This window comes from Streptomyces sp. NPDC043812 (assembly GCF_056436245.1).
On sequence record NZ_JBWKCY010000004.1, the window covers coordinates 357,313 to 369,079 of the forward strand.

Annotated in this window: 10 protein-coding genes; 7 read left to right on the forward strand and 3 right to left on the reverse strand. The window is 71.0% G+C overall.

From position 1 onward, the window contains the following. Nucleotides 1–85 precede the first annotated feature (85 nt). Nucleotides 86–1,090 carry an ornithine carbamoyltransferase gene (gene argF / locus AC067Z_RS08785; protein ID WP_478788759.1) on the forward strand — a complete coding sequence of 335 codons (1,005 nt, stop codon included), beginning with the start codon at nt 86–88 and terminating at the stop codon, nt 1,088–1,090. 187 nt (nt 1,091–1,277) lie between these two features. Continuing rightward, nucleotides 1,278–2,759, forward strand: coding sequence for an amino acid permease (locus AC067Z_RS08790; RefSeq protein WP_478788760.1), 1,482 nt, complete (start codon nt 1,278–1,280; stop codon nt 2,757–2,759). On the opposite strand, the gene AC067Z_RS08795 is transcribed toward AC067Z_RS08790, so the two are convergent. Beyond that, a complete protein-coding gene (locus AC067Z_RS08795) occupies nt 2,737–3,156 on the reverse strand; it encodes an ATP-binding protein (protein WP_478788761.1) in 420 nt (139 codons plus the stop codon). The two genes, AC067Z_RS08790 and AC067Z_RS08795, sit on opposite strands and share 23 nt — an antisense overlap. Nucleotides 3,157–3,376: 220 nt before the next feature. On the opposite strand from AC067Z_RS08795, the gene AC067Z_RS08800 reads away from it, so the two are divergent. After that, a complete protein-coding gene (locus AC067Z_RS08800) occupies nt 3,377–4,204 on the forward strand; it encodes an enoyl-CoA hydratase family protein (RefSeq protein ID WP_478788762.1) in 828 nt (275 codons plus the stop codon). Further along, the gene (locus tag AC067Z_RS08805) at nt 4,204–6,498 is read left to right on the forward strand and encodes a bifunctional salicylyl-CoA 5-hydroxylase/oxidoreductase (protein ID WP_478788763.1); all 2,295 of its coding nucleotides are present in this window, start codon (nt 4,204–4,206) and stop codon (nt 6,496–6,498) included. Before AC067Z_RS08800 ends, AC067Z_RS08805 begins: the two co-directional genes overlap by 1 nt. A gap of 19 nt (nt 6,499–6,517) precedes the next feature. On the opposite strand, the gene AC067Z_RS08810 is transcribed toward AC067Z_RS08805, so the two are convergent. After that, the gene (locus AC067Z_RS08810) at nt 6,518–7,324 is read right to left on the reverse strand and encodes a PaaX family transcriptional regulator (protein ID WP_478788764.1); all 807 of its coding nucleotides are present in this window, start codon (nt 7,322–7,324) and stop codon (nt 6,518–6,520) included. A 4-nt stretch (nt 7,325–7,328) separates the two neighbouring features. Beyond that, a complete protein-coding gene (locus tag AC067Z_RS08815) occupies nt 7,329–8,945 on the reverse strand; it encodes an AMP-binding protein (RefSeq protein ID WP_478788765.1) in 1,617 nt (538 codons plus the stop codon). A 145-nt stretch (nt 8,946–9,090) separates the two neighbouring features. On the opposite strand from AC067Z_RS08815, the gene AC067Z_RS08820 reads away from it, so the two are divergent. The 3 genes from AC067Z_RS08820 (at nt 9,091) to AC067Z_RS08830 (ending at nt 11,595) form a co-directional block, all read left to right on the forward strand. Continuing rightward, nucleotides 9,091–10,245 (forward strand): acyl-CoA dehydrogenase family protein, encoded by a 1,155-nt coding sequence (locus AC067Z_RS08820; protein ID WP_478788766.1) that lies wholly within the window; start codon nt 9,091–9,093, stop codon nt 10,243–10,245. Next, nucleotides 10,242–10,640: a RidA family protein gene (locus tag AC067Z_RS08825; protein WP_478788767.1), complete on the forward strand. Its 399-nt coding sequence runs from the start codon at nt 10,242–10,244 to the stop codon at nt 10,638–10,640. Before AC067Z_RS08820 ends, AC067Z_RS08825 begins: the two co-directional genes overlap by 4 nt. Nucleotides 10,641–10,749: 109 nt before the next feature. Beyond that, nucleotides 10,750–11,595 (forward strand): alpha/beta fold hydrolase, encoded by an 846-nt coding sequence (locus AC067Z_RS08830; RefSeq protein WP_478788768.1) that lies wholly within the window; start codon nt 10,750–10,752, stop codon nt 11,593–11,595. The last annotated feature ends 172 nt before the right edge of the window (nt 11,596–11,767 follow it).

Below are 11,767 nucleotides of genomic sequence, written 5' to 3' on the forward strand. Positions count from 1 at the left end.
AGGGCAACAAGGGCCTGTATAGCGATGCAAGGCGTCGTATACACTTCCACGGTCACCGCGTATTGCGACCCAGGAGCAGCCAACCATGGCCATACATCTCGAAGGCCGCCACTTCCTCAAGGAACTGGACTTCACTGCGGAGGAGTTCCGTGCCCTGATCTCCCTGGCGGCCGACCTCAAGGCCGCCAAGCGGTCGGGCACAGAGGTGCAGCGGCTCCGGGGCAGGAACATCGCCCTGATCTTCGAGAAGTCCTCGACGCGTACGCGCTGCGCCTTCGAGGTCGCGGCCGCCGATCAGGGCGCGTCGACGACCTACATCGAGCCCGCCGGCTCACACATCGGCAAGAAGGAGTCCGCCAAGGACACCGCCCGGGTGCTCGGCCGGATGTTCGACGCGATCGAGTTCCGTGGTGACGCCCAGGGCACGGTCGAAGAGCTGGCGGCGTACGCCGGTGTGCCCGTCTACAACGGGCTCACCGACGAGTGGCACCCCACCCAGATGCTCGCCGACGTGCTGACGATGACCGAGCACAGCGACAAGCCACTGGAGCAGATCTCCTTCGCCTACCTCGGTGACGCCCGCTTCAACATGGGCAATTCCTATCTCGTCACCGGAGCCCTGCTCGGCATGGACGTGCGGATCGTCGCACCCGAGGCCTTCTGGCCGGCGCAGGACATCGTCGCTGCCGCTCGCCTGCTGGCGGAAACGAGCGGTGCCCGCATCACGCTCACGGAGGACGTCGCCGAGGGAGTGCGCGGCGCCGACTTCGTCGGCACCGACGTGTGGGTGTCGATGGGGGAGCCCCCGGAGATCTGGGACGTGCGGATCAAGGCCCTGCGCTCCTATGCGGTGACCATGGACGTGCTGCGGGCCACGGGCAATCCGGACGTGAAGTTCCTGCACTGTCTGCCCGCCTTCCACGACCTGGGCACCACGATCGCGCGCGAGATCCAGGAGAGCCACGGGCTGACCGAACTCGAGGTCACCGACGAGGTCTTCGAGTCCGACCACTCGGTGGTCTTCGACGAGGCCGAGAACCGTATGCACACCATCAAGGCGGTCATGGTGGCGACCCTGGCCGGTGAATAGCCATACGCCGAATTGGGTGAGCATGCGCGACGGCGGTTAGCATGCCGCCATCGGTGGGGTTCGAGCTCGCGCTCGGGCCCCACTTCCTTGTGCCCGCCCCTCAACGCGGTGACGCCCCTGCGGCGCCCCTCGAACGGCCCCGGCACCACCCCGCACCGCCCGCACCACAGCAGAGAAGAACGACCTCATGCGTATCAAAAGCCCAGCCCAGCTCGTCGCCGACGGCGGCGCGGACATCGAGGGCCACGGCCTCGAACGCAGCATGGGGCTCTTCCAGCTCGTGTGCTTCGGTGTCGGCGCCATCGTCGGTACCGGTATCTTCGTCGGCCTGTCCGACTCCGTCGCCGAGGCGGGCCCCGCGGTTGTCGTCTCCTTCGTGCTCGCCGCCGTCACCTGCATCTTCACGGCGTTCTCGTTCGCCGAACTCGGCAGCGCCATCCCGGTCTCCGGCAGCTCCTACTCCTTCGCCTACGCCACCCTCGGCGAACGCACGGCCTTCCTGGTCGGCTGGTGCCTGCTGCTCGAGTACGGCGTCTCCGCCTCCGCCGTCGCCGTCGGCTGGGGCCAGTACCTGAACGAACTGCTCAACAGTGTCACCGGCCTCTCGCTGCCCGCCGCACTGTCGAGCCCGCCGGGCGACGGCGGGATCGTCAATGTCCCCGCCGTCGTCGTCATGGCCCTCGCGGCGCTGCTGCTGGTGCGGGGCATCCGGGAGAGTGCCCGTGCCACGGCGCTGATGGCCGTGGTGAAGATCGCGATCCTGATCCTGTTCGTGGCCGTCGCGTTCACCGCCTACACCTCGGACAACCTCTCGCCGTTCTCCCCGCACCATGTCGCCGGCATCACCTCCGGCGCGTCCCTGGCCTTCTTCTCGTACATAGGCTTCGACGCGATCACCACGGCGGGCGAGGAGGTCAAGAACCCCCGGCGCACCATCCCCGTCGCGATCATGATCTGCATCGGGATCGTCACCCTGCTCTACTGCCTGGTCGCGCTCGCTGCCATCGGCGCGATGTCCGCGGACGACGTCGCCGACAAGCCGGCGGCGCTCTCGCTGATCGTCAACGATGTCACCGGCTCCACGGTCGGTGGCGGCGTCATCGCCTTCGGCGCGGTCGTCGCCATCGCCTCCGTGGTCCTCGCCGTGATGTACGGGCAGACCCGCATCCTGCTGGCGATGTCCCGCGACGGGCTGATCCCCCGTGTCTTCGCGCGGGTTTCCCCGAAGACCTCGACCCCGGTCGCCAACACCTGGATCGTCGCCGCGACGTTCGCCGTCCCCGCGGCCGTCGTCCCGCTCGACGTGGTGATGAATCTGACCACCATCGGCACGCTCGCCGTCATGGTCGCCGTCAATGTGGCGGTGATCGGGCTGCGCCGTCGCCACCCGGACACGGAGAGAAGTTTCCGGGTGCCTCTCTACCCGCTGACTCCGGTGCTCGGCGTCCTGTGCTGCCTCTACCTGATCTGGGGCACGGGCTGGCCGACGTGGGTGCAGTTCGCGGTGTTCCTGGTGGCCGGGACTCTCGTCTACGCGCTCTACGGCCGCCGCCACTCCCGGCTCGCCGCCCGCCCCGGTCAGGACGCCGCGGCGTGGGCGGATGCCGAGGCCGGCGCCGGGGGCAAGGAGGGTGCCGCCGAACCCGTCAGTGCCGCGCGGGCAGGGTGAACCAGACGGCCTTGCCCCACGCGGTCGGACGATGGCCGCAGTCCGAACTGAGCGCGCGGATGAGCAGCAGTCCGCGGCCGTGCTCCTGCCAGGGATCGGGAGCGTGGGCCGGAGCCGCCCGGGACAGATCGCCGGGCGGTTCCGGGGCGGCGTCGTGCACCTCGACCTGACAGCCGGTGGGCAGCAGCTCGACCACGAGCTCTATCGGTGACCCGCCCGGAGTGTGCTGTACGGCGTTCGCCACCAGCTCCGCGGTGAGCAGCTCCGCAGTGGCGCTGTCCGCCGATGCCTCCAGGTCCGCCAGCGCGGTTCGGATCATCGCGCGGGCCATGGGTACGGCCGCGGCGGTGTGCGGCAGCGCGATGCGCCAGGAGGCGGGTACGGAGGCTTCGGGCAAGGTGGACGTCCGTTCGGTGGCGTTGGTCTGCTCACCCTACGAAGGGACAGGACCGGACAAGGGGTCCGGGGCCGCTGCGGCCGGGACCGTGCCAGAACCGCAACGGGACCCTCGCAGTGTCACAACCCTGCTATTGCGTAACCGTGACGACAGTCATAGATCGGTGATAACTTCGAAGGGCAGGCAGCAGCTGACCGCCCGCCGAAGGAGGCCCCAATCCATGAGCCCCTTTTCCGGTTCCGCGACGCCCACCGAGCGATGGCGCCATCTACGGCTGACGAGGGACGACGGCGTCGCCACCGTCACGCTCGCCCGGCCCGAGAAGCTCAACGCCCTCACCTTCGGCGCCTACGCGGACCTGCGTGATCTGCTCGCCGAACTCTCCCGGGAACGGTCCGTAAGGGCGCTCGTCCTCGGAGGCGAGGGGCGCGGCTTCTGCTCGGGCGGAGACGTCGACGAGATCATCGGCGCGACGCTGTCCATGGACACCGCGCAGCTGCTCGACTTCAACAGGATGACCGGCCAGGTGGTGCGGGCGATCCGCGAGTGCCCGTTCCCCGTGATCGCCGCGGTCCATGGGGTGGCGGCGGGGGCGGGCGCGGTGCTCGCCCTGGCCGCGGACTTCCGGATCGCCGATCCCTCGGCACGCTTCGCCTTCCTGTTCACCAAGGTGGGCCTGTCCGGCGGCGACATGGGCGCGGCGTATCTGCTGCCGCGCGTCGTCGGACTCGGCCATGCCACCCGGCTGCTGATGCTCGGTGAACCGGTCCGCGCACCGGAGGCCGAGCGGATCGGCCTGCTCAGCGAGCTCGTCGACGAAGGGCACGCGGACGAACGAGCCGCCGAGCTCGCGCGCCGGCTCGCGGACGGCCCGGCGCTCGCGTACGCACAGACCAAGGCGCTGCTCACCGCCGAACTGGACATGCCGCTCGCCGCCGCGGTCGAGATGGACGCGGCGACGCAGGCGCTGCTGATGAACGGCGAGGACTACGCGGAGTTCCACGCGGCCTTCACGGACAAGCGCCCGCCCAAATGGCAGGGCCGCTGATGCGCCCGCCTGCGCCCGGCCGCCCCCTGCGCGTCGCCGTCATCGGCGGCGGCCCCGGTGGTCTGTACGCCGCAGCCCTGCTCAAGCGTCTCGACCCCGCCCGCGAGATCACCGTCTGGGAGCGCAACGCACCCGACGACACCTTCGGCTTCGGCGTCGTCCTCTCCGACGAGACCCTCGGCGGTATCGAGCATGCCGACCCCGTCGTCCACCAGGAGCTCACGGACGAGTTCGTCCGGTGGGACGACATCGACATCGTCCACCGCCGGCACGTCCTGACCTCCGGCGGGCACGGCTTCGCCGCCCTCGGCCGGCGCCGGCTGCTGGAGATTCTGCACGAGCGCTGTTCCTCCCTCGGCGTGGACCTGCGCTTTTGTGCCGAGGCGCCGCCCGCCGCCGTGCTCGCCGCCTCGCACGATCTCGTCGTCGCCGCGGACGGCGTGCACAGCGTCACCCGTGAGGCCCACGCCGACGTCTTCGGACCCCGGATCACCACCCACCGCTGCCGCTACATCTGGCTCGCGGCCGACTTCGCCCTGCCCTCCTTCCGGTTCGAGATCGCGGAGACCGAGCACGGCGTCATGCAGTTGCACGGATATCCGTTCTCCGCCGGGGCGTCCACCGTCATCGTCGAGATGCGCGAGGAGGTCTGGCGGGCGGCCGGTTTCGACGAACTGGACGAGCAGGACTCCGCCGCCCGCTGCGCCAAGATCTTCGCGGAAGCCCTCGACGGACGCCCGCTGCGCGGCAACTCCTCCGCCTGGACCGCCTTTCGCACCGTCGTCAACGACCGCTGGTCGCACGGCAACATCGTCCTCCTCGGCGACGCCGCCCACACCGCGCACTTCTCGATCGGCTCGGGCACCAAGCTCGCCGTCGAGGACGCCCTCGCCCTCGCCGCGTGCGTCGACGAACAGCCCGGCCTGCCCGCCGCCCTCGCCGCGTACGAGAACGAGCGCCGCCCGGTCGTCGAGTCCACCCAGCGTGCGGCCGCCGCCAGCCTGCGCTGGTTCGAGGAACTGGCGACCTGCCTCGACCAGCCGCCGCGGCAGTTCGCCTTCAACCTGCTGACCCGCAGCCGCCGGGTCACCCACGACAATCTGCGGCTGCGCGACGCCTCCTTCACCGGCGCCGTCGAGCGGGACTTCGGCTGCCCGCCCGGCACCCCGCCCATGTTCACCCCCTTCCGGCTGCGCGGTCTGACCCTGCGCAACCGTGTCGTCGTCTCACCCATGGACATGTACGTCGCCGAGGACGGCCTCCCCGGCGACTTCCACCTCGTCCACCTCGGCGCCCGCGCCCTCGGCGGTGCGGGCCTGGTGATGACCGAGATGGTGTGCGTGAGCCCCGAGGGCAGGATCACCCCGGGATGCACCGGCCTCTACACATCCGAACAGGCCACCGCCTGGCGCCGCGTCACCGACTTCGTCCACGATCGGTCGCCCGGCACCGCGATAGGCGTCCAGCTCGGCCACTCCGGCCGCAAGGGCTCCACCCGGCTCATGTGGGAAGGCATCGACCAGCCGCTGGAACAGGGCAACTGGCCACTGTCCGCCGCCTCCCCGCTCCCTTACCGCCCCGGCGTCAACCAGATCCCGCACGCGCTCGACCGCACCGGACTCGCCGAGATCCGTGCGCAGTTCGCCGCGGCCACGCGCCGGGCCGCCCGCAGCGGCTTCGACCTCCTCGAACTCCACTGCGCGCACGGCTACCTGCTCTCCGGTTTCCTTTCCCCGCTGACCAATCGGCGCACGGACGGCTACGGAGGTTCCCTGGAGAACCGGCTGAGGTTCCCGCTCGAAGTCTTCGGCGCGATGCGCGAGGTCTGGCCGCAGGAGCGGCCCATGACGGTGCGGATCTCCGCGACCGACTGGGCCGAGGGCGGCACCACCGCCGAGGACTCCGTGGCCGTCGCCCGCGCCTTCGCCGCCCATGGTGCCGACGCCATCGACGTCTCCACCGGCCAGGTCGTCCCCGACGAACACCCCGAGTACGGCCGCTCGTACCAGACGCCGTACGCCGACCGGATCCGCAACGAGGCGGGCGTCCCCGTCATCGCGGTGGGTGCGATCTCCTCCTGGGACGACGTGAACTCGATCCTGCTGGCCGGCCGCGCCGACCTCTGTGCCCTGGCCAGACCGCATCTGTACGACCCCCACTGGACGCTGCACGCCGCGGCCGAGCAGGGCTACACCGGCGATGCCGCACCCTGGCCGCTGCCGTACCGCGCCGGCAGCCGCACACCCCCGACAGGCCGTACCGACGCCCCCAAGCCACGGCTGACCCTGCGCTGACCGCGGGCGTGGCGGTGGTTCAGCGCAGCACGAACTCCGCCCCCGCGTCCCGCAGCCGCGCGTGCAGCCGTGCGAAGACGTCCGCACTCCGACCGCCCGGCCAGCCTTGGGGCAGCAGCTCCGCGGGCAGGCCGGGGTCCGCGTACGGCAGCCGCCGCCAGGAGTCCAGCGCCGGGAGATAGTCCCGGTAGGCGTCCTCGGCGGGTGTGTCCTGACGCGCCTCCCACGAGCGCAGCACGGGTTCGTGCAGATCGAGGAACTCCTCGTGCTGCTTCGCGATCGACGCGAGGTCCCACCAGCGGGCGACCGCCTCCGCCGTGGCCGCGAAGCCGAGGTGCTCGCCGCGGAACAGGTCCACATAGGCGTCCAGTTGGAGTCGGCGCAGCGTGTGCCGGGTCTCCTCGAACAGCCGGGCGGGCGCGATCCACACGCCCGGCGCCGCGGCCCCGAAGCCGAGCCTGATCAGCCGCGAGCGCAGCAGATGGCGCTTGTGCCGCTCGGCCTCGGGAACGGAGAAGACGGCGATGACCCAGCCGTCGGAGAGGTCGGCCGAGGAGGGTGCGTAGATACGACGGTCGCCGTCGTCGAGGAGCTGGCGGGCGTCGTCGGACAGGGCGTATCCGGCGGCGCCGTCCTCGGTGCGTTCGGGGGTCAGCAGTCCGCGGCGTTTGAGCCGGGACACCGAGGAACGCACCGAGGGCGCGTCGACGCCCAGTGTCCCCAGCAACCGGATGAGCTCGGCCACGGCGAGGGACCCCTGGCGCTCGCGTCCGTACGCGCCGTACAGGGTGACGATGAGGGATCGGGGAGTGTGCTGCTCGGCCACGTGATCACTCTAGGGCTCGCAGCCGGAAGCGCTGCAGCTTGCCGGTCGGCGTACGGGGCAGGGCGTCGAGGAACACGATCTTCCGCGGGCACTTGAACGGGGTCAGCCGCCGTTTCAGGGACGCGGTCAGGGCATCGGCGGTCTCGTGGCCGGGGGCGACGCCGTCCCGCAGGACCACGTACGCGACCACGATCTGTCCCCTCAACTCGTCGGCGCGCCCGACGACTGCGGCTTCCGCGACGTCCGGGTGGCGTAGGAGGGCGTCCTCGACCTCCGGCCCGGCGATGTTGTACCCGGCCGAAATGATCATGTCGTCGGCGCGTGCGACGTACCGGAACCAGCCGTCCGGTTCGCGCACGTAGGTGTCCCCGGTGATGTTCCAGCCGTCGCGCACGTACTCCGTCTGCCGCGGGTCGGTCAGATAGCGGCAGCCCACCGGCCCGCGCACGGCGAGCAGGCCGGGCTCGCCGTCCGGCAGCGGCAGGCCCTCCTCGTCCACGACACGCGCCTGCCAGCCGGGCACCGGGACCCCGGTGGTGCCGGGCCGGATCGTTTCGTCCGCTGCGGAGATGAAGATGTGCAGCAGTTCGGTGGCGCCGATGCCGTTGATGATGCGCAGGCCGGTCCGCTCGTGCCAGTGCTGCCATGTGGCGGCGGGCAGGTTCTCGCCCGCCGACACACAGCGGCGCAGCGAGCGGACGTCGTGCCCGTCGAGCCCGTCCAGCATCACCCGGTAGGCCGTCGGCGCCGTGAACAGCACCGAGACCCGGTGCTCGGCGATCGCGGGCAACAGCTGCGTGGGACCCGCCTGTTCGAGCAGCAGCGTGGCCGCCCCGGCCCGCATGGGGAAGACGACCAGTCCGCCCAGGCCGAACGTGAAGCCGAGCGGCGGACTGCCCGCGAACAGATCGTCCGCCTCCGGCCGCAGCACGTGCTCGGAGAACGTGTCGGCGATCGCGAGCACATCCCGGTGGAAGTGCATGCAGCCCTTCGGCCGGCCGGTCGTCCCGGAGGTGAATGCGATCAGCGCGACGTCGTCGGCGGCCGTCGCCACCGGCTGGTACGGCTGCGGCGGCCGCGCCGCGGCCAGCCGCAGCAGGTCGTCGGGGGCGTCACCGCCGTACGTCGTGATCCGCAGACCCGGCACCTCGGCCTTGACCAGGTCGTCGACCGCCCGAACGTCGCACAGGGCGTGGCGGACCGCGGCGATCTCGCACACGGTCGCCAGTTCCTTCGCCCGCTGCTGGGCCAATACGGTGACCGCCACCCCGCCGGCCTTCAGCACGGCGAGCCAGCACGCCACCAGATGCGGCGTCGTCGGCCCGCGCAGCAGGACGCGGTTGCCGGGGACCAGCCCCAGCTCGGCGGTGAGCACGTGCGCGATCCGGTCGGTCTGCTCGCGCAGTTCCGCGTACGTCCAGACCTCGCCGCCCCCGGTGCGGAAGACCGGCCGGTCCGCGCCGAAGCGCGCGATCGTGCGGTCCAGGAGCTCGACCGCGCAGTTCAGGCGCTGCGGGTACTGGAGCGAGGGCAGGTCGAAGAGGAGTTCCGGCCACTGTCCTGCGGGCGGCAGATGGTCGCGCGGAAACGTGTCGAGGTGGGCCGATGGTGTCAGCTCCATGGTTCGCCCCCTTGTCGGGTCGGCGTCGCCAAACGAGCGTATCGTGATGGTGACGACAGTCAACGGTCCGCGATAAAGTGCTTTCCCGGGAAGCTGCCATCCGGGACACCACCGCGGGGTCCCGACCCTCGGAAGTGGGGATCGAATGCCCGAATTCTCACTCGATCCGGCACAGACCGCCTGGTGTGCGGAACTGCGCCGCCTCGCCCGTGAGCGACTGCGCCCGCTCGCCGAGAAGGGCGAACCGGGTCACGTGAACCGCCCGTTGGTGTCGGCACTCGGCGAACTGGGCCTGCTGGAACGCCTCTTCACGGCGGGAGCCCTCGAACTGTGCCTGCTCCGCGAGTCCCTCGCGTACAGCTGCACCGAGGCCGAGACCGCCCTCGCCCTCCAGGGACTCGGCAGCTACCCCTTGGTCCAGGCGGGTACCGACGCCCAGCGCGGGCGCTGGCTCCCTGAGATCACCGCAGGCCGTGCCGTCGCGGCCTTCGCGCTGAGTGAGCCCGACGCCGGCTCGGACGCGGCGGCCCTCGCCCTCAAGGCCGTGCCGGACGGCCGCGGCTGGCGCCTGAGCGGCGAGAAGCGCTGGATCTCCAACGCCCCCGAGGCCGATTTCTACTCCGTCTTCGCCCGGACGACCGAGGCCGCGGGCGCCCGCGGCATCACCGCGTTCCTCGTCCCCGCCGACCGCCCGGGACTCGCCGGAGCCCCGCTCGACATGCTGTCCCCGCACCCGATCGGCGCGCTGACCTTCGACGACGTGTCCGTCACCGCCGCCGACGTGCTCGGCGAGCCGGACCGCGGCTTCCGCGTCGCGATGAACACCCTCAACCTCTTCCGGCCCAGCGTCGGCGCCTTCGCGGTCGGCATGGCCCAGGCGGCGCTGGACGCGGCCCTCGCCCACACCGCCACGCGCCGGGCGTTCGGCGGCCCCCTGAAGGACCTGCAGACCGTTGCCCACACCGTCGCCGAAATGGCCACCCGCACGGAGTCCGCACGACTGCTCGTTTACGCGGCGGCCTGCGCGTACGACGAGGGCGCTGCCGATGTGCCCCGGCGCTCCGCGATGGCCAAACTGCTCGCCACCGAGACCGCCCAGTACGTCGTGGACGCGGCAGTCCAGCTGCACGGCGCCCGCGCGCTCCAGCGCGGTCATCTGCTCGAACACCTCTACCGCGAGGTCCGCGCGCCCCGGATCTACGAGGGCGCGACCGAGGTCCAGCGCGCGATCATTGCCAAGGAGCTGTACAAGGGACTGCTCCCGGACGTGGACCCGAGCGCCGAGGAGGCCTCCGCATGAGCCTGCAACGGCACAACCCGGCCGAACTCTCGCCCCCCAGCGGTTTCTCCCACGCCGTCACCGCCTCCGGCACCCGGCTCGTCTTCCTGGCCGGCCAGACCGCGCTGGACACCGACGGGAAGGTCGTCGGGGGCACGCTCCCCGAGCAGTTCGAGACCGCCCTCACCAACCTGCTCGCGGCCCTCGCCGCGGCCGGCGGCACCCCGCACGACCTCGCCCGGGTCACGATCTATGCCACCGATGTCGCCGACTACCGCGCCCGTGCCGTCGAACTGGGCAGGATCTGGCGCCGGTTGGCCGGCCGCGACTATCCGGCGATGGCGGTGATCGGCGTGGTCCGGCTCTGGGACGAGGAATGCCTGGTCGAGATGGACGGGACGGCAGTGCTGCCCTGACCGGCGGCACGCGCACCTCCGCCACGGGCCTCGTAACCCCTCGGCAGTCGCCCGATCCCGGGGAATAGCATCGTTGTCCGTTGCAGGGGAGCCAGCGGACGGAGTCGCCATGCCGGAGATCGAACTCAGCGCAGGAACCATCCACTACGAGGACACCGGCGGCCCGGGACCCGTCGTCCTGCTGCTCCACGGTCTCGTCCACGACGCCACCGTATGGCGCACCGTCGTCGCGGGACTGCGGGCCGACCACCGGTGCATCGCGCCGACCCTGCCGTACGGCTCGCACCGCACCCCCATGCGCCCCGACGTGCCGCTCGACCCCGACGCGGTCATCGCGCTCGTCGTGGAGTTCATGGAGCGCCTGGATCTGCGGGACGTGACCCTCGTCGAGAGCGACTGCGGGCGCGCCCAGACCGTTGCCGCACGTCATCCCGAGCGCCTCGCCCGGCTGGTCCTGATCTCCTGCGAGGCGTTCGACAACTACCCGCCCGGCGCCCCGGGCAAGATGATTTCCCTCGTGTGCAAAGTGCCGGGCGGAGTCGCCCTGATGGCAAAGGTGCTGGGACTGCGGGCGCTGCGCCGACTGCCGATCGGTATCGGCGCACTGGTCAAGCATCCGGTGCCCGACGAGATCGTCGACGGCTGGCTGCGGCCGCTGCGGACCGACAAGGCCATCAGGGAGGACTTCCGCCGCTACAACTTGGGTGTGCGCCGCACCGAACTGCTCGAAGCGGCCGAGGGCCTGCGGTCGTTCGACCGGCCCGCACTCGTGGTCTGGGCACTCGACGACCGCATGATGCCCAGGGAGCACGGCCGCAGACTGGCCGAACTGCTGCCGCAGGGACGCCTGTTGGAGATCGAGGACAGCTGCACCCTCATCGCCGAGGACCAGCCCGAGCAGCTCACCGCCGCCCTGCGCGCCTTCGTCCAGGAACCTGCCGACGACCGCTCATGATCGACTGGTGACCCTCATTCCCCGGGCTTAACGTCGAACAGTGGACGGAACCGTCCTCGTAAACCTGCCAAACGGGTGATTCCCGGAAGGGATCACCCGACCGAGGCATTGATGCGCCATGACGAGCCCGCAGCCGACCTCAGCCGTGCATGACACCGCCCCCGGCAAGGGT